This window comes from Bradyrhizobium sp. C-145 (genome assembly GCF_023375135.1).
In the GTDB taxonomy this organism is placed as follows: Bacteria; Pseudomonadota; Alphaproteobacteria; order Rhizobiales; family Xanthobacteraceae; genus Bradyrhizobium; species Bradyrhizobium zhanjiangense.
In genome coordinates, this window is the sequence record NZ_CP088150.1 from 8,674,502 (window position 1) to 8,692,711 (window position 18,210).

Genomic DNA, 18,210 nt, shown 5'->3' on the forward strand with positions numbered 1-18,210 from the left:
TCTACGCCGAGAGTTTGGCAGGTGCAGCGTGGCTTGTGGCCTTGAACACGGGACCGTTCGGACCGAGCCGAATGCCGTCACGCAGATGCTTCCACGGCAGCGCGGTCGGATCGGCCAGGAACGGTCCGGGCGAGGCCACCACGATGATCTCCTCGGAGATGGCCGCGAAGTCGGCACGGAAATGCACCGAGCTCTTGTTGACCAGGATCCTCATCTTTTCCGGGTCGATACCTACGGTCCGATACATGTTGCGATCGAGCAACTGGGCTTTCGCCGAGGTCACGACGATGCGGATGTCGTCGATTTTCAGACAGGCGGTCGGGCCAAGATTGGCCTGCTTGCCATTCATCATCGGCCCGCCATAGATGAGCTTGCCGTCGGACAGCGTTTCGACCTGGAAGCGGGCGGTCAACGGGCTGTCGCCAGTGACCTCGGCGCATCCGCCGAGGTCGATAGAAATCTCGGCGCCGACACCGGCGGCATGGGCGGCGGCAGCGGCCTTGGCATCGCAGATTAGGCCAATCGCCGCATCCTTGGCACCGTGCCGGATCAGCGCCTTCAACAGGCCCGTTGTATTGGAGTTGCCACCGACACCCGGATTGTCCTGCGTATCGGCAAGGATGACCGGACGCTTCGCGGTCCGTGCGATCGCGATGGCGCGCACCACGGCATTGTCGGCATCTTCAAACTCGACGCTCCATGCCTGCTCGGCATCGACGATGTGCTGGTAGATCCGTTCCACGGCACGTTCGATCGCATCGCGGTCGCTGCCATAACCCCAGACGGTGGCGCCGCATTCGGGAAAGTCGGCCGCGGAAAAGCCCGGCGCGAATGATAGCGAGGTCACAGCACCCTCTTGCTGCTCCAGCAAGTCGTAAACGCCGCGCGCCGGCTGCAGCATGGTCGACATCGCGTTGACGGGGATCAGGAAGGGGATGCGCCTAGCTGCGCGGTGGAGCGGCGCGCGCGACGACACCAGATGAAGCAGCAGCTCGGCGGCGCGCCGTCCAGTGTCGGCCATGTCAACGTGCGGATAGGTGCGGTAGGCAACGACCGCGTCGGCCAACTCAAGCATCTGATCGGTGACGTTGGCGTGCGAGTCGAGAGACACAGAGATCTTGATCTCGCGCCCGACGATCGCGCGAACCCGCGCCAACAACTCGCCCTCCCCGTCATCGAGATGCTCGGTCACCTGTGCACCGTGCAGGTCGAGATAGATCGCATCATAATTCTTGCGCTTGACCGCCTCGAGAATTTCGCCCGCGATCCGCTCGTAGGCGTCCTCAGTGGTGTGAGCTGACGCGCCGGCGCCTGCCCAGATCACCGGCAACACCTCGTGCCCATGCGCCTGGACATGCTTGATGAAGCCGCCGATCGGAATGTTCACGTCCAGCAGGCTCAGTACATCCTCGCCCCTCACGAGGCTCGGAAAGTCCTCGCCCCGGACGAAACTCTCGTAGGTGGCCTTGGACGGCGCGAACGTGTTGGTTTCATGTTGAAAGCCGGCGACAAGAATCTTCAACGGAGCTTCCTCTTCCTTGTTGACCGCGCGCGGGCTCACTGCCTGCCGCACGGAGGCTGTGGCGGTTTGTGCTGGTCTTGGCTCGCGATTTCGATGAACGGCCGGCCTTCCGACCTACGCTGTCGTTGCCGATTGAAATCCGCACCGGCTGGATGCGTGGGAGAATAGGCTTGACCTGCGTTCGAGCAACAGCAATCTTTGTTCTGGTTCGTTGCCCAAATAGCAACAGAGGCCGATCATGCGAGAACCAAGTCAAAGCCGCCTGCGCTATTTTGAGGCCGTCTGCCGGCACGGCACGATCCGTGGTGCCGCCGACCAATTGAACACGGCGCCCTCAGTCATCACGCGCCAGATCGTGCTGCTCGAAAAAGAGCTCGGGCTAAAACTGTTCGAGCGGCAGGCGCGCGGCATGAAGCTGAATGATGCGGCGGCCCATGTCCTGGAGTATTGGCGCAGCTGTCAGGCCCATCGCCAGCAGTTGACGGAGCGGCTGGAGGCCATCGACAGACTGGACGAGGGCTATGTCAGGATCGTGTTAAGCGAAGGCTATGTCGATCATCTGATCGAGCACATCGTAGGCCCCTTCTGTGCGCAGCACCCGAAGTTGTCGATTGCGATCGACCCGCTACCCGTCCTGGATATCATGAATCAGGTCGGAGAGGACGCCGCCCATATTGGGCTGGCGTATAATCCGCAGGCCGATCCCCGCATTCAGTTCATCGCAAGCGTGCCTGCGCCAGCCCGATTGCTGGTCCGCGTCGACCATCCGCTCACGCGGCACCGCCGTCCGATCACCGTGAGCCAGTTGGCGGAATTCCCGTTTGCATCGATGCCGCAGGGTTATGGCGTCAGCCAATTGATCGATGCGCTAGAATATTCCGAGCACGTCAAGCTTCGGCCGACCTTCATCAGCAGCTCAGTGGTAGCCCTGCGGCGCTATGTCAGGGCGACGCAAGGCGTCGCGATCCTCGGCTCCGGCGCCGCCGCCGCCCCTGAAGTCGCGCGCGGTGAGGTCGTCATGCTGGATATTGATCACGCCATTTGCGCCAAGGCCAAGCTACGGCTGATTACACGCCGCGCCCGGCCATTGTCGCCCGCGGCGGCGCAGCTATTGAGCAATATGCGAAACCGGCTTGCCTCGTTCGGCATTATGCAGGGCAAGTAGCGAGCTTTGATGCCGCCTCCGTCGACGCCTGCCACGTAGGCACCTGTCAAAGCCCGGTCAGCCGGTTTCGCGCATGATCGTCGAGACGCGAGCGATCTCCGAAATGCTAAACGTGCCCCCTGGAAAGAGCGAGACGATCACGTCGGCTCCCGCCTCGCTCAAGACCTGGATCCTGACCTGCTCGGCATCGGTCAGGTAAGCGTTCTCGTGGACACTGACGACCATATCGAGATTATGGCCGAAAAGCGAAAGATAGCCCGACAGGACCTCGATCTTGATCCGGGCTTGGTCGACGGCGACCAACAACCATTCCGAGCGTTCGCAGGTCCTCAGATTGACGACGGTAGGCCCGTGCTGAGCAAACCGAGCAACAAGCGCCACCTTCATTGAAAAACTGTTCGGCGCCCGGTTATTGATCTGCGGAATGGTCGACATGGCTTAACAAGCCCGCGCCTGTCGGGTCATCAAGATCATCGTCATGACGCGCATGATCCCGCCTCGCCCTCCGCGGTGATGCTAACGAGTGCCTGCATCATGGTCTTTGTCCGAGCCATCGGTGCCAAGGTTCGTTACCGAGAAAGAAGCGCGGTATCGTTCACAGAACGAGACCACAGTCCGCACCCGGCCTCGGGAAAGAAATTGAAGCGGGCGCCGTCTTGATGATCCCGCTTCTTGTCTCACAGTGCAGAACAGAGCCCCTCCCAGTTCCGCTCCATCTCGCCACGGCATCCACGGTGACGGCCTAGAACGCCCCTGTCGCGACTACTTGAACGTGGCGCGCCGTCGTACGCCGACACGACGAAGTGGAATATCGAGGAAATATGCCCTCGCGCGAATAGCAGCTTCGGTTCGATCGAGCCGCTCAACCATTGTCAGGAAGGATGCGCCGGAGACGGCCAGCTCCTTTAATTGATCGTCGTCTGCGACGGCCCATGGCCTTGATGCTGCTCTTGGCGTCTCGCAAGTCTCGCATTTGCTGTGGCACGTGTTGGTCATATTCTACTCCGCCGGGAGAACTCGTTTGCGTGCTGTGCGGGCCAAGTCCGACGAGGCGTGTCTTCAAGGATCGCCTCCGGCTGGGCGGCTCGAGATAGGACAACGACCGCCAGCAGGCGACTCGATCTGATCAAACAGGCTTTTTGACTGAATGAGGTTTGCTTGGCGGCGTCAAACTGCGGCGAAACCCAGCTGCGCAGTAGATGGCAGCGGAGAAAGAATAGGCCGACCATCCGATAGAGCAATAGCAGTCTTTGTTCGACTTCGTTGCTCAAGTGTCAACACACCCGCGCGCCCGGCGGCTAGAGGCGCCGCTGGGCAGGGGGCGCTTGGTTCGGTGATCGAGACGCCAAGGCCACCCGGACCTGATTGAGCCCACCGCCGTTGGAGACAACCGACGAATCCTCTAGTCAAAGTCGCTGACCGTCCGAAACGTTGGTCTTCGTCGAGTGACCAAAGATCACCTTGCGGGACCGTTCGCTCAGGCCTTGAGCGTGCCGACTTGACGCTATACAGCACACGTCACCTCATGGCTGATCGGCTTGACAGCGCCGGCTTCGCGCAGCAGCCACGCGATCGTATCCTCGGGCATGCCAGCGCGTGGGCGTTATGGACGCAAGGGCATTCTCGACCCAAAAATCGCTGCTCACGGCAAAGAATCTCGCGGACGCAGGTGCGTTGAGGGTTCTCAAGACGTATTGAGCATTCGCATTTTTTCTAAATGGTGATCCGCTGCCACCGGCCAGCGGCATGGCGTTCGCCAATGGGTTTGAAGGCGAGTTTGACTCGGATGGGCGGCCTTCAGCGAGCCAGGTGATCCAGCGCGTCGATCAGATCGCCTTTGATATCATCGTAGTCTTCGAGACCCACAGACAGGCGGATCAGGCCGTCTGTAAACCCGTGCTTGGTTCTCTCCTCCGCGGAATAGGTTGCGTGGGTCATGGAGGCTGGATGCTGCACCAGCGTCTCGGCGTCGCCGAGACTTACGGCACGGGTGGCGACTTGCACCGCATCCATGAAGGTGCGTCCAGCGGCGAGGCCGCCCTTCAGCTCCATGGCGATCATGCCGCCGAACGAGCTCATCTGGCGGCTCGCCAGCATCTTCTGGGGATGGCTATCGAGACCAGGAAAATAGACCCGATCCACGGACGGATGGGCCTCGAGGTCGTGAGCGAGCTTCAGGGCCGTTTCGCAATGACGGTCCATGCGCAAGGTCAGCGTCTTCAGTCCGCGCAGGATCAAGAACGCGTCGAAAGCCGAGATACAGGCGCCGTTCATCTCCTTGATTCCGACGAACCGGAACTGATCGATATGCTCCTTGCGTGCAATAACGGCCCCGGCCAACAGATCGCCATGCCCGCCGAGATACTTCGTCGCCGAATGCACAACGATGTCCGCCCCAAGCGTGATCGGCTTTTGTAGATAAGGCGTGCAGTAAGTGTTGTCGACGACGAGCAAGACACCCGCGCGGCGGCAGATTTGAGCGATCGCGGCGATGTCGATCACGCGCATGTTGGGATTGGACGGCGTCTCGGTAATCACCATCCGGGTTTTCGTCGTAAGCCCGGCTTTGAGGTTTTCTGGGTCGGTGAGGTCGACAAACCTCGTAACGATACCAAAGCGCTCGATCTCGTGATGTAACAGCCCGAAGGTACAGCCGTAGAGCGTCTTGTCCGCAACGATCTCGTCACCGGCCTTGAGCAGCGTCCAGATCACCGCCGTCAGAGCGCCCATTCCAGATGACGTGGCGAGTGCGGCTTCACCCTCTTCGAGATTCGCGAGGCGGCTCTCCAGAACACTAACCGTCGGGTTGCCGACACGGCTGTAGACGTATCCGTGGGCCGCCCCTGCGAACCGGTCGCTGCCGGTCGCCGATCGATCGAACGCGTAGGTCGAGGTCAGGAAAACCGGTGGATTGAGGGCGCCATGATAGTCGAGCGGATCGTAGCCATCGTGGATGGCGCGGGTGGCAAAGCCACGGTTGCGGCGGCTCATTTGCACGGATTCACTCCAAGAGATGGAATATCTGGAGATTTATGCCACAAAATGGCGATCAATGGTGCTAAACTCGCTATTCTGCACTTCATCGATTAGCACAATTGTAATCGCGAGGAGGAAGAGTGAGTAATCCTGCCAAAATCACGCTGGATGCGATCGACCTGAAGATCCTAGAAGAGCTGCAAGCGGACGCGAGACTGCCCAACATCACATTGGCCGACCGCGTCGGCTTGTCACCGTCTCCTTGTTCAAGGCGAGTTAAGCTGCTTGAAGAGAACGGCGCGATCGAGGGCTACCGCACGATACTCAACCGGGCAGCGGTCGATCTCGGCCTCACCGTTTTCGCAGGCATCAAGGTCGAGCGTCATTCGCACGAGAGTGCCAACGCGTTTGTCGACGCAGTTGTCGCGATGCCGGATGTGGTCTCCTGCCATCTGGTATCGGGCGATGTCGATTTCCTGATCGAGGTGGTCGTGCCTGACATGGCGACCTACGAGAGCACGGTGTTGCGCCGCCTTCTGTCGCTGCCTTCCGTGCGCGACATTCGATCAAGCTTTGCGATGCGCACCTACAAGGCCGCAGGAGCATTGCCAGTGAAGGGACGCCATATTCGGTAGTGAACCGGGAGGCAGCTATCCCGGATCGCAATCTGCCCGCCCTGAAACTGGCCGGGAACTATCTGATCCGCCATCCAATAAAATGTCTCTAGGCTGCCAGAGCACACTTTGCGGAGCTATTCCAGCAGTGAAGCTGCCAAGCAAGTCGTCGATTACATCGACTTGCGGTACCACCATCTGGTGGAACAAGCACCTCGCATGAGAGCGAGTCTGGGTGGCAGCGTTGTGCCTCGGCGTGCAACGTTCCAAACGCGAGCGATAATTTCCCCGATCCAGAAATGCCGGTGAACACAACCAGCGCGCCCCGCGCAATATCCACCAGTACGTCCTTGAGGTTTTGTTGACGGGCGCCTCGTATGCGGACGGTAGCTCTTGAAGCATATGTCCCCGACACACAAACGATTCTAAGGAGGCGGGTCCATCATCGCTGCCTTTTCCAAAGGTGTGCCGCTTACCGTCCGAACCAGCCACCCCTCGACGTCGCGCGAATCGTGCAGTTCGGCTGACAATTCTCCCGCAAACTCCCTCCAAGCGTGGAGATTGCACACAGGAACACCAACGATCGCCGGGATGCCCATCCAGGCCGCTTTCGCGATCAGATCGCGCATACCCGCGCCTTCGGCTTCGACTTTGCCAAACTTGTTCAGTATCAGGAGTTTCGGGTTGCCCTTCAGCGCCTGCTCAATCTGCGACACGACCTGCAGCATGGCATCTTGGTCCAGTTGGCACCCCTTGGCGCCACGGCCTCGGCCAGCGAAAATCGAAGACTGCTGCCCGGTTGCCAGATCCTCGAGCAGCATGTCACATCGATGACCGGCTTCACGTGACCTATGCTGAACGACGCCCGCCAAACGGAAACCCCGCGCGCGACAGCGGTCAACTACTTCCTTTAAGATGTCGTCCGGATAGGCCTGCTCGTTGTAAACGAGAGCGGCCAGAATGGGGCAGGACATCTCGCTGTCGCACACGGCCACCTTACAGTCAGGTTCGAGCATTGCGGCGGTCGCTCTTATCAGCTACCGGTCATCAACATGTGGCGGGCTCGTCGGTGACCGACCGGCGGTCAAAGATGAAATCATGCCCAAGAGGCTTTCGACGCATGGCGGTGTCGATAGCTTCGTTCAACAGCTCATCTGACGAAGACGCCCGGAGCCGGCCGTCCTTGCCAAGACACATGAACAGCGTCCCAAGGTTGCCCAAGAGGCTTACGGGTACGCCTACCCGTTGCGCTGTCCGGGCCGATATGCCTGTTCGGCCTGTTTCACCGACCGCCCATGGACGAATACTCAATCTCTCAGGCAACTTTTACAACAATCCGACCACGAATCCGCCCCTCGAGGATCTCGGAGCCTCTATCGAACACTTGATCAAGCCCAATCTCGTGAGTGATTTCGGATAACTTCCTGGAATCCAGGTCACTGACCAGACTACTCCATGCGGCCCTTCGCAGCTCAATTGGGCACATCACAGAATCGATACCCAATAGACATACACCCCGCAAAATAAATGGCGCCACCGAGGTCGGCAGATCCATGCCGCCCGCGAGGCCGCAAGCCGCGACGGCCCCCCGGTACTTCGTCATCGACACGAGATTAGCCAGCGTGGTTGAGCCCACGCTATCGATCCCGCCTGCCCAGCGTTCTCTGGCCAGCGGCTTGGCTGGGCCGGTGAGCTCATTGCGATCGATCACCTCGGACGCACCGAGGTGTTGCAGATAGTCGGCCTCCGACATGCGCCCGGTCGATGCGATCACCTCGTAGCCACGCTTCGACAACACCGAGATGGCCACCGAGCCGACACCGCCTGCCGCGCCGGTCACTACAATCGGACCGCTCGCCGGGGTAATGCCATGCCGCTCCAACGCAAGTACTGCCAGCATAGCCGTATAGCCGGCAGTGCCGATCGCCATCGCGTTGCGCACGGACATGCTGTCAGGGACACGCACCAGCCAATCTCCGTTGACGCGAGCCTTCTCGGCATAAGCGCCCAGATGTGTCTCGCCCAGCCCCCAGCCGTTACAGATCACCTTGTCGCCGGCCTTCCAATGCGGATGCGACGACTGCTCGACCGTGCCTGCAAGATCGATGCCCGGAATCATTGGAAAACGCCGTACGACCGGCGACTTGCCGGTGAGGGCAAGACCGTCCTTGTAATTCAGCGCCGACCATTCCACCCGCACTGTGACGTCGCCATCCATCAGGTCCGCTTCGTCGAACTGGGTGAGCCTGGCAACGGTGCCCTTGTCCGCCTTGTCAATCCTAATCGCCTTAAACGTCGCCAATGCAGATCTCCACGCGTGGCTTGAGGTAAGGGGCGTGCTCTAAGGGAAGCAGTTTCAGCTTAAGGTCCACAGGCTCCATCCACGATCGACACCTTCTCCATGAGCGATCGAAGTCGAACGAGGGCTTCTCCTGCTCGCATACCATCGTCGGCAATGCTGTTGAGCGAACGTCGGACCTCTTCGAGATTTTGCGGTTCGGCGCTCAGCCATTCAGACCCCGCCTGGGCATTAAGGACATTCGCCGTAATCGCGTTGACGACCGCGATATAGGTACGCACCAGTTCCACCGGGGCATCCAACGAATCTGCCCCGTTCGCGGCCTTCATAGCTCTTTCCGTCCGCTGAATGGGGGTCACACTCAGCGCCCCTTGCATATCGATTGATCCATTCCGTTACTCCTTCTAATCATTCGCACTGGCCGAATGGAGGGCAAAGCTTTGGTAAGTCCGGCAAAAGGCGGCAACGGTGTTGGAGCAATGTCAATCATTCCGCCCCCGGGTATCGTCGCCACCTTGACTTCATCGATGGCAAGCGCGGTTGCATCGGTGCGAAATGCTAGTTCATCCATTACCAGACATCATATATTCAAACTGCCAGCGCTCGCTGCGCCATCACCTTAATCAGGTGAGCGCGATAGTCCGAGGAGCCATGAAGATCGTTCAACAAGCCGTCGTCCGAGACCGCCACATCGTCGAGTGCGGCCACCGACCAGTCCGCCTGCAGGGCCGCCTCTATCGCCGGCGCTCGCATGACGCCGCTTTGTGAAGCCCCCGTCACGGCGACGCGAACCTCGCCCGACTTGGTCTTGGCCACGAACACACCGGCCAATGCAAAGCGCGAGGCCGGATGTGGAAATTTGGCGTAGCCGGCCTTCGCCGGGATTGGGAAAGACACGGCGGTGATGATCTCCCCCTCGTCCAGCGCGGTCGTGAACAAGCCCTCGAAGAAATCATCTGCCGCAATTGAGCGCCTGTTGGTCTTGATGGTGGCGCCTATCGCCAGAACCGCAGCCGGATAATCCGCGGCGGGATCGTTGTTGGCGAGCGAGCCGCCGATGGTGCCACGATGCCGCACGGCCGGATCGCCAATCAGCGAGGCGAGGTGCGCCAGAGCCGGAATCGCCGTTTGCACAGTCTTGCTGGTAGCCACGTCGGAGTGTGTCGTCGCTGCCTTGACCGTCACCGCGTCACCCGACGCTTCGATGCCGATGAGTTCCTTGATCTTTCCGAGATCGATAATGTCGGAGGGCGATGCTAGACGCTGCTTCATGACGGGAATCAGCGTATGGCCGCCGGCAAGGTATTTCGATTCCGATCCTTTAGTGAACATCGTCGCGGCTTCGTCAACGCTGGAGGCGCGGTGGTAAGTTGTCTCGTACATGGCAATGCTCCCTACTGCGCTTTGCCGTGAATGGCATGCCAGACCCGATTGGGCGTCGCCGGCATTTCGAGCTCGTTGTTGTCGATGGCATCCGTGATCGCGTTGATCACGGCAGCAGACGCGCCGATCGCGCCGGCCTCGCCGCAGCCTTTGACACCAAGCGGATTGCCAGGACACAGCGTAGTGGTGTGGCTCAACTGGAACGACGGCAGGTCGTCGGCGCGCGGCATAGCGTAGTCCATAAATGACGCCGTCACCGGCTGCCCGTTGGTATCATAGACGGCGTGCTCGAGCAGCGCTTGGCCGATACCTTGCGCAAGCCCGCCATGGACCTGGCCCTCGACGATCATCGGGTTGATCAACCGGCCGAAATCATCGGCCGCGACAAAGTTGACGAACGAAGTCTTTCCAGTGCCGGCATCGACCTCGAGTTCGCAGATATAGGTGCCGGCCGGGAAGGTAAAGTTGGTCGGGTCGTAGAAGGCCGTTTCTTTCAGGCCCGGCTCCATGCCGTCAGGCAGGTTGTGCGCAGTATAAGCGGCGAGCGCCACCATCGGCAGCGCGATCGACTTGTCGGTGCCGGCAACCTTGAACTCGCCGTTCTCGATCACGATGTCGCCCTCGGAAGCCTCCAGCGCGTGGGCTGCGATCTTCTTGGCCTTGGCCTCGACCTTCTCCATCGCCTTGATGATGGCCGCGCCACCGACCGCGAGCGAGCGCGAACCGTAGGTGCCCATACCGAACTGCACTTTGTCGGTGTCGCCGTGGACGATCTGTACCTGGCTGATCGGGACGCCCAAGCGCTCCGAAATCAACTGTGCGAACGTCGTCTCATGGCCTTGGCCGTGGCTGTGCGATCCCGTGAGGATCTCGATGGTGCCGACCGGATTGACGCGGACTTCGGCCGATTCCCACAAGCCGACGCCGGCGCCCAGGCTGCCGACCGCCTTTGACGGCGCGATGCCGCAGGCCTCAATGTAGCAGGAGACGCCGATGCCGCGCAGCTTGCCTTCCGACTTGGCTTTGGCCTTCCGGCCCGCGAAGCCAGCGTAATCGATTGCTTTCATCGCGGCATCGAGCGAAGCGCCGAAATCGCCGATGTCATAGGCCATGATCACAGGCGTCTGATACGGAAACGTCGTGATGAAGTTCTTACGGCGCAGTTCGGTCGGATCGACCTTCAACTGACGCGCCGCGGTTTCCATCATGCGTTCCAGCAGATAGCTCGCCTCGGGCCTCCCCGCACCTCTGTAGGCATCGACCGGCGTGGTGTTGGTGTAGACACCCATCACCTCGGCATAGATGGCCGGGATCATGTACTGGCCGGACAACAGCGTTGCATAGAGATAGGTCGGTACCGCTGACGAGAACAGCGACATGTAGGCGCCGAAATTGGCGTGGGTCTTGACCCGAAGCCCCAGGATCTTGTTGTCCCTGTCGAACGCCATCTCCGCCTTCGAGATATGGTCGCGGCCATGGTGATCGGTGAGGAAGGCTTCGGTCCGATCACTGGTCCACTTCACCGGGCGGCCGACCTTCTTCGACGCCCACAGCGCCACCATCTCTTCCGGATAGATGTAGATCTTGGAGCCGAAGCCCCCACCGACGTCAGGCGCAATAACCCGCAGCTTGTGCTCAGGCGCGATGTTGTAGAAGGCCGACAGAACAAGACGGGCGACATGCGGATTCTGCGAAGTCGTGTAGAGCGTGTAGTGCTCTTCGGCCGTGTCGTAGTCGGCGATCGCCGAGCGCGGTTCCATCGGATTCGGCGCAAGGCGGTTGTTGGTGAGGTCCATTTCCACCACGTTCGCGGCCTTGGCAAAGGCGCCTTTTACCGCTGCCTCATCGCCGATATGCCAGTCGTAGACCACATTACCCGGCGCTTCCGGATGCAACTGCGGCGCGCCCTGCTTGATGGCCGCGCGGATATCGGGCACGGCCTCAAGCTCTTCATAATCGACGACGACGGCCTCCGCAGCGTCCTTGGCCTGATTCTTAGTTTCGGCAATCACGACAGCGACCGCCTGCCCCACGAAGCGCACGGTCTCCGGCGCCATCGCCGGCCACGCCCCCATCTTCATCGGCGAGCCGTCTTTCGACGTGACGGCCCAGCCGCAAATCAAATTGCCGACCTTGTCATCGACGATTTGCTGGCCGGTGAGCACCGCGACCACGCCGGGCATCTTCATCGCTTCGGACGAATCGATGCCCTTGACCTTGGCATGCGCGTGTGGACTACGGATGAAATGCGCGTGTGCCAGGCCCACCAACTTGATGTCGTCAACGTAGCGGCCCATGCCGGTAATAAAACGGCGGTCTTCCTTACGTTTGACGCTTGCGCCAATGCCCTCAACGCCCATGTCCTGTCCTCCCGACCGGAGTTATTGTTTCTGCGGTTTCCATCGAAACGCAGCGGTCATCAATTCAAGCCGATGGTCTGCGGCAGCTATTCCGCCGCCTGCGAGACCTTCATGCGGCCGGCCGCGTCCAGCACCGATTTGACGATATTGTGGTATCCGGTGCAGCGGCAGATGTTGCCTTCGAGCTCGTGCCGGACGGTCGCCTCGTCCAGTTTGCCGCCATAGCGGTTCACGATGTCGATTGACGACATGATCATGCCCGGGGTGCAGTAGCCGCACTGCAGGCCGTGGTTGTCGCGGAACGCAGCCTGCATCGGGTGAAGCTCGTCGCCGTTGGCAATCCCTTCAATGGTGGTGACGTCGCAGCCTGCGGCCTGTCCCGCCAGCATGGTGCAGGATTTTACCGCTCGCCCGTCGACATGGACGACGCAGGCGCCGCACTGGCTGGTATCACAGCCTACATGGGTGCCGGTCAGATTGAGGTTTTCGCGCAGGACGTGAACAAGGAGTGTTCTATCCTCAACGTCTACAGATACAGCCTTCCTGTTGATCGTCAAATCGACTGTCGGCACGCCTGAACCTCCCGCCCTTTCACTTCCGAACATCTCTCTCGAGATCGCACACGGAAGTCCGCACATTGGTTTGCGGATACAAACTGTCAGTATCACTGCGTCACTATCGTGACGCGAACACGCGAGGTGCGAGGTAGACCACGACACCTCGCACATACGGTCTGGGGCTACGCATCATCCAAAACCTTGCGAGCGTCGGCTCGGCTCCACGTCGAATCCACACCGCAACAGCCGCAGCTGTTCGTCAGTTTTATTCGAACGCATAGGGCGGCCATAGCTCCGGTCGATATGAAATCAGTGGTACCAGACTGCTCGATAGCGGCGGTGTACCGCTTCAACCACTCGTTGGAAGCGTTCCCCGCCCATAAGACTGGAAGCCCAACCAACAAATATGTCGCGAGGCCCGCCGCTTGAGCAGGTCACCTTCGGCATCCTATGCATATTCAGTCGATCGCGTCATCGATTCCCAAGCATCGATCTCTTGCTGAAGCGATTCCAGTTTTTGGCGGACCAGCTTCAGGGCATCGGTACCAAGGAGAAGATGCACCGGCGGGTCCTCGGCTTCCACGACCCTCACCAGCGCTCGGGCGGCCCGGACGGGATCTCCAGATTGTTTTCCACTCTTTTCCGCGCGGGCTTGCCGGACAGGATCAAAGAGTGAGTCGTAATCGCCTATGCTCCGCGGACTCCGAACCATCGACCGCCCTGCCCAGTCGGTTCGGAAGGAGCCCGGCGCAATCGCAGTTACCCGGATGCCAAGGTGACGAACTTCCTTCGCCAGCACCTCTGAGATACCTTCGAGAGCGAACTTGCTGCCCGCGTAATACGCGATGCCCGCCAAACCTACGTATCCGGCCATCGAAGTGATGTTGATGATATGTCCACGACGCCTCCCGCGCATGTATGGCAGCACAGCCTTCATCATCGCAACTGCGCCGAATACGTTTACGTCGAATTGACGCTTAATCTCCTCCAGCGGAGATTCTTCGACAATACCTTCGTGCCCATATCCGGCATTGTTCACGAGAACATCGATCGGAGCAATTTCGCTTTCAACCTTCGCAACCGCAGAACCGATTGCCGCGAAGTCGGTGACGTCCAGTAGCAAGGCCCGGGCTCGCGACGGATGCATTGCTTCGAAGGCCAGCCCAGCCTCCTCGCTCCGCACCGTCCCTACGACCGAGTGTCCGGATGAAAGCGCCTCAGTTGCAAATGCTCTCCCCAACCCGGAGCCAGCGCCGGTAATCAGGATGTTGCACCTTGCATGCGTCGTCATAAACTTCTCCGTGGTCGCGCGCGGCGTGGATTGCCGGCAGCGGGTATGTATTGTCGCCAGCGAAGAACCTCGCACTCGCCGAGGCCCCACCATGACCGCGAACGCCCATCCGGACCATCAACCTCGGCTCTCCTAGGACACACTGACAAGACGAAATGCGCCCTGTGACAGCATGAAAATGAACCAAGCTCATCATCTTCAGAAGACGCCGGTCCCGATCATCGTTGCGGCGGTATGCCAACCGTATGGGCCCCTTGCGTTGCAGGATTCGAAATTCGCTATCCGACGGCGGGGGAAACGCAGGCGAACTCGACCCGGGTACCGCCCGGCTCTCGTACCATAAAGTGCACCTTCGGGCCCTTGCCTGATCGTTCCGGCGCAAACTCAACCACGATGCCGGGCCAGGCTGCGACACGTGCGTGCAAGGCGTCAAGCGCGCTACGGTCCGCCACTTTCAGAGCGAGATGATGCAAACCAACGTTGCGACGGCGGTCGAATGGGACGCACTTCTCCGGATCCTCGACTTGCCAGAGCGTCACGATTCCACTTCCGTCCGACACGAACGACGCTGGATAATTCTGGTTTTCGCCGACAACTCTCCAGCCGAGGCAATCACAAAAGAAGCCACGCGCAAGCGCTAGATCCTTCACGGCAAGTCCGACGTGATCGACTCCGGCCGTCAACGGAACATTATCTTGCATAGTTCGTCTCCTGGCACGCGCGTGCGTTGGTGAAGCATTTCTCATTCAAGCGGTAGCCGAACGCACCGGTCGATCGAATTAGGTCTGATTTTCTGGCGAGCCCCTTCAATTCGCCGAACCGGCCGAAGCCTGCACGGTGGTCAGGTAGGCGTATATGTTGTTGAAATCCTCGTCGGTAAGGACGTCTTTCCAGGCCGGCATGCCTTTCGAAGGACGCCCTTCGTGGACGGTTGTCCAGAACGTCGAGCGCGCATTCTCGCCGTAACGAAGCTGCAACCTTCGGAGATCGATCCGACGCTCGCCCTGCACGGCGTTGGTCCCGTGGCAATGGGCGCACGTTGAATTGAAGACTTCCCTGCCTTCCTCGATACTGGCGGAGTCACCTGCATGCGCTTTCGAGTCCTTCGATGTAGCCGAAGGAGAGTGCGGAGCAGAAGGAACCTCTGTCGCGGCGGTCGGAGGGACGAGGAGACTCGGCGAATTTTCGGATACCAGGAGCCTGGTCGACGTGTCACCTGGCAAACCATATTTTGTGGCTAGATCGCCGATTGTCTGATCGAGTTCCAGCAAGACCGCATCGACCTGATCACGGAGTTCTACCGAGGTTTTTGCAAATCCTATCGCGGCGTCCCAAGATAAGCCCTTCCCTTCGATGGTGCGGATCTTGTAGCGGTTTTGGTATTGCGTCTTGTTAAGCCAGCCGGCAGTTGGCCCCCAGACAAAGGCGACCTCGGCCGTACCGACATCCAGCGCCTTCATGCCTTCGTCCGGGCTCATTACGGTGACTTTCTCGATATCATCCCGAAGAGCGAGCAGGTTTTGTGGTGTCGTTTGGTACTGGACCGCCACCCGCTTCCCCCTCAGATCTTCAATGCTTCCGACGACTAGCTCTTTTGCGGTGACGAGGGCGTAGGCCTGCTCCGAAATCTTGCGAGAGAAGATAACCGCAGGCCCCATGAAGTCGTCGGAGAGCGGCAAGCCCATCATTGCGTCGCATTGCTTTCCGAGCAAGGTGACGCGCACGCTGCGCTTGCCAAAATAGGTCTTGTACCAATTGTAAGTCACAGGACGGCCCAGCGCCTTTCCGATCGCCTGGCCGACCTCGAGGTAGAATCCCGGCTCGGAAGCATCATCGCTGGAGTACGGTAGATTCGTCGGATCTGCGCACAAACGTAGCGGCTTGACGTCGTCCGCATCGACGCTGGAGCTCGCACCAACCGGCGCAAGAATAGTTATCAGCGCAAGAGGACTCGCTCGCAAGAGTACGCAGAATTTGCAGCATGAGACCTTGACGTTGCCCGTGACGTTCACTGACATCCACGGTTCCTCTTTGTTGCGCACGATGTACGGAACGGAAGCTCAGTTCTGCAGGCTCGTTCGACGATCAGGATCCTTTTCGTCCGTCACACAGGGCGCTGGTGCGACGGACGATGCCCGCTTGGTTGGCTATTGAACGGCAAATACAAAGAGCGAACCACCTTCAGGTGCAGCTGCCGTCATCTTCTTTCCGATTTCTCCCAAGAATGCGGGAATGGAAGCCGTACGACCAACGACGACGGCGACATATTGCTTGCCGTCGACAGCGTAGGTCACGGGGCCAGCTCCGATGCCGGAACCAAGATTCTTCTTCCAGAGGATTTTGCCGTTTGTGGCATCAATTGCGTGGAAGTCACCGTGCAGGTTGCCGTAGAAGACCAGGTTTCCACCGGTGGTCAACGTGCCGCCGTTGAATGGTAGGTCCTGCTTGATTGACCACACCTTCTTGCTATTGACCGGATCCCACGCCATCAACTCACCAAGGAAACCTCCCGGTCCTTCTTTGGCTGGGAAATCGGCGCCCAGATAGAACAGACCGCGCTTGTACGAGACATCGGTGTTTGAAAAGTCCATGCAGAAATTGTTGGACGGAATATAGACCAGCCCGGTCTGCGGATTGAATGACATCGGCTGCCAGTTCTTGCCGCCGATCACGTTCGGACAGATGTCCTTGACTGGATGGCCGGGTCCCGGACGTTTGTCGGGATTCTCGACAGCACGCAACGTTGCGACGTCCCACTTTTCCGCCCAATTGGCGAAGACGAACTTCTCGGCCGACAGAAGCTTGCCGGTTTCGCGATTGGCGACGAAGAAGAAGCCGTTGCGGTCAGCTTTCATCAAAGCGGGAACGGTGCTGCCGCCGATGCTCAGGTCGGCCAGAACATTCTCATTAACGCCGTCGTAGTCCCACGCGTCGGCTGGGGTACTCTGAATATGCCACTTGATCTTGCCAGTATTCGGATCGAGCGCAAGCGTGGAGGATGTGTATAAGTTTGTCAGTTTTCCGAAATTCCCGTCGCCAGTAGAACGGACGCTAGTATTCCACGGGCCTGCGTTGCTGGTACCCCAATAGACGGTGTCGGTCTTGGCGTCGTACGAGCCCACCAACCACGGAACTCCGCCGCCCCTCAATCCTGTGTCACCTTTCCAGGTTTCGCTTGCGGGCTCCCCAGGCGCCGGGACGGTAAACGTTTTCCAGACCTGCGTACCGGTATTCAAAGCGAACGCCTGAAGCGCACCGCGAACACCATATTCGCCGCCACCAAAGCCGGTAATCACCTTGTCGCGCACGACCAGCGGGGGAGAAGTGATGACAGACCCTTGCTTGTAGTCGACGACCTCAGTGGTCCAGAGTTCCTTACCTGTTTCTGCGTTGAGCGCCGTCAACTTGCCGTCGAGCCGGCCAACGAAAATCTTTCCATCCGCAAAGGTGACGCCGCGGTTGTCCACGTCGCAGCAGGCGTACTGCAACACATCGTCCGGAATCTCCGGCTCATAGGTCCACTTGCGTGCGCCGGTCGCGGCGTCGAGCGCGTAAACATATTTCGGACCCCATGAGGTCGAGACATACAGCGTGTTTCCGATCACGATCGGCGACGACTCGTTCGACCGCAGCGAACCGAGCGAAAACGAATAGGCCAGGGACAGCTTGCTGGCGTTGTCCGAATTGATCTGACTGAGAGGACTGAAGCGCGTATTGCCGTAGTCGTGGCCGGCGATCGCCCACTGATCGGTGTTCGCGACGGCCTTGACGACCGAGTCGTTGGCACCGGCAACGGACGCTGCGGCGGCCACACCAATGGCGATCGAAACAGCCGCAATGAACTTTCTGCCCGTCATTCGTTTCCTCCTGGACATTGTTATCACCTGCTCGACAAGTGGCGACGCGCGTACCGACGCAGCCGCAGATTCAGGACGCTAGTTTACGACGATTGCTGCGGGTTCGAAGATCTCCCGCTAGAAAGACACTGTCCCGTAGAGCGAAACAACGGCAGGACCGGCCGACCACTCGCAGCCCAAAAACCT

At 59.6% G+C, this 18,210-nt stretch carries 16 protein-coding genes and 1 pseudogene; 3 read left to right on the top strand and 14 right to left on the bottom strand.

Annotation, left to right across the window (positions count from 1 at the left end; all coding sequences use genetic code 11):
• Position 1: 1 nt before the first annotated feature.
• A complete protein-coding gene (locus LRP30_RS40845) occupies positions 2-1,522 on the bottom strand; it encodes a M81 family metallopeptidase (RefSeq protein ID WP_249758456.1) in 1,521 nt (506 codons plus the stop codon).
• Positions 1,523-1,760: 238 nt separating this feature from the next.
• Here LRP30_RS40845 and LRP30_RS40850 point away from each other — a divergent pair, with 238 nt between their 5' ends.
• On the top strand, positions 1,761-2,687 hold the full coding sequence (locus tag LRP30_RS40850; RefSeq protein ID WP_249758457.1) for a LysR family transcriptional regulator: 927 nt from the start codon (positions 1,761-1,763) through the stop codon (positions 2,685-2,687).
• A gap of 57 nt (positions 2,688-2,744) precedes the next feature.
• Here LRP30_RS40850 and LRP30_RS40855 read toward each other — a convergent pair whose 3' ends face one another.
• Together LRP30_RS40855 and megL are read right to left on the bottom strand one after the other, a co-directional pair.
• Positions 2,745-3,122, bottom strand: a complete 378-nt coding sequence (locus LRP30_RS40855; RefSeq protein ID WP_249758458.1) for a hypothetical protein — start codon at positions 3,120-3,122, stop codon at positions 2,745-2,747.
• A gap of 1,362 nt (positions 3,123-4,484) precedes the next feature.
• Positions 4,485-5,678 (bottom strand): methionine gamma-lyase, encoded by a 1,194-nt coding sequence (gene megL, locus LRP30_RS40860; protein ID WP_249758459.1) that lies wholly within the window; start codon positions 5,676-5,678, stop codon positions 4,485-4,487.
• 125 nt (positions 5,679-5,803) lie between these two features.
• Here megL and LRP30_RS40865 point away from each other — a divergent pair, with 125 nt between their 5' ends.
• Positions 5,804-6,298 carry an Lrp/AsnC family transcriptional regulator gene (locus LRP30_RS40865; protein WP_249758460.1) on the top strand — a complete coding sequence of 165 codons (495 nt, stop codon included), beginning with the start codon at positions 5,804-5,806 and terminating at the stop codon, positions 6,296-6,298.
• 147 nt (positions 6,299-6,445) lie between these two features.
• Here the strand turns inward: LRP30_RS40865 and LRP30_RS40870 are convergent.
• Positions 6,446-6,701 (bottom strand): annotated as a pseudogene (locus LRP30_RS40870) (hypothetical protein); the annotation flags it as partial.
• A gap of 1 nt (position 6,702) precedes the next feature.
• Complete coding sequence (locus tag LRP30_RS40875) at positions 6,703-7,293, bottom strand: DUF2478 domain-containing protein (RefSeq protein ID WP_346016196.1); 591 nt, start codon at positions 7,291-7,293, stop codon at positions 6,703-6,705.
• On the opposite strand from LRP30_RS40875, the gene LRP30_RS45320 reads away from it, so the two are divergent.
• The gene (locus LRP30_RS45320) at positions 7,238-7,435 is read left to right on the top strand and encodes a hypothetical protein (RefSeq protein ID WP_346016244.1); all 198 of its coding nucleotides are present in this window, start codon (positions 7,238-7,240) and stop codon (positions 7,433-7,435) included. The genes LRP30_RS40875 and LRP30_RS45320 overlap by 56 nt on opposite strands.
• 157 nt (positions 7,436-7,592) lie before the next feature.
• Here LRP30_RS45320 and LRP30_RS40885 read toward each other — a convergent pair whose 3' ends face one another.
• The 9 genes from LRP30_RS40885 to LRP30_RS40925 all read right to left on the bottom strand — a co-directional run bounded on the left by LRP30_RS40885 (position 7,593) and on the right by LRP30_RS40925 (position 18,024).
• A complete protein-coding gene (locus tag LRP30_RS40885) occupies positions 7,593-8,579 on the bottom strand; it encodes an MDR family oxidoreductase (protein ID WP_249758461.1) in 987 nt (328 codons plus the stop codon).
• A gap of 59 nt (positions 8,580-8,638) precedes the next feature.
• Positions 8,639-8,905: a hypothetical protein gene (locus tag LRP30_RS40890; protein WP_249758462.1), complete on the bottom strand. Its 267-nt coding sequence runs from the start codon at positions 8,903-8,905 to the stop codon at positions 8,639-8,641.
• 259 nt (positions 8,906-9,164) lie between these two features.
• Positions 9,165-9,959, bottom strand: a complete 795-nt coding sequence (locus LRP30_RS40895; RefSeq protein WP_249758463.1) for a xanthine dehydrogenase family protein subunit M — start codon at positions 9,957-9,959, stop codon at positions 9,165-9,167.
• An 11-nt stretch (positions 9,960-9,970) separates the two neighbouring features.
• Complete coding sequence (locus tag LRP30_RS40900) at positions 9,971-12,319, bottom strand: xanthine dehydrogenase family protein molybdopterin-binding subunit (protein WP_249758464.1); 2,349 nt, start codon at positions 12,317-12,319, stop codon at positions 9,971-9,973.
• A gap of 86 nt (positions 12,320-12,405) precedes the next feature.
• Positions 12,406-12,891, bottom strand: a complete 486-nt coding sequence (locus LRP30_RS40905; RefSeq protein ID WP_249758465.1) for a (2Fe-2S)-binding protein — start codon at positions 12,889-12,891, stop codon at positions 12,406-12,408.
• Between the two features lie 433 nt (positions 12,892-13,324).
• Entirely contained in the window at positions 13,325-14,167 is an 843-nt protein-coding gene (locus LRP30_RS40910) for an oxidoreductase (protein WP_249758466.1), read from the bottom strand.
• Between the two features lie 278 nt (positions 14,168-14,445).
• Positions 14,446-14,868, bottom strand: coding sequence for a VOC family protein (locus LRP30_RS40915; protein ID WP_249758467.1), 423 nt, complete (start codon positions 14,866-14,868; stop codon positions 14,446-14,448).
• Positions 14,869-14,973: 105 nt separating this feature from the next.
• On the bottom strand, positions 14,974-16,185 hold the full coding sequence (locus tag LRP30_RS40920; protein ID WP_249758468.1) for a transporter substrate-binding domain-containing protein: 1,212 nt from the start codon (positions 16,183-16,185) through the stop codon (positions 14,974-14,976).
• A 129-nt stretch (positions 16,186-16,314) separates the two neighbouring features.
• Positions 16,315-18,024 carry a PQQ-dependent dehydrogenase, methanol/ethanol family gene (locus LRP30_RS40925; RefSeq protein WP_249758469.1) on the bottom strand — a complete coding sequence of 570 codons (1,710 nt, stop codon included), beginning with the start codon at positions 18,022-18,024 and terminating at the stop codon, positions 16,315-16,317.
• Positions 18,025-18,210: the final 186 nt, after the last annotated feature.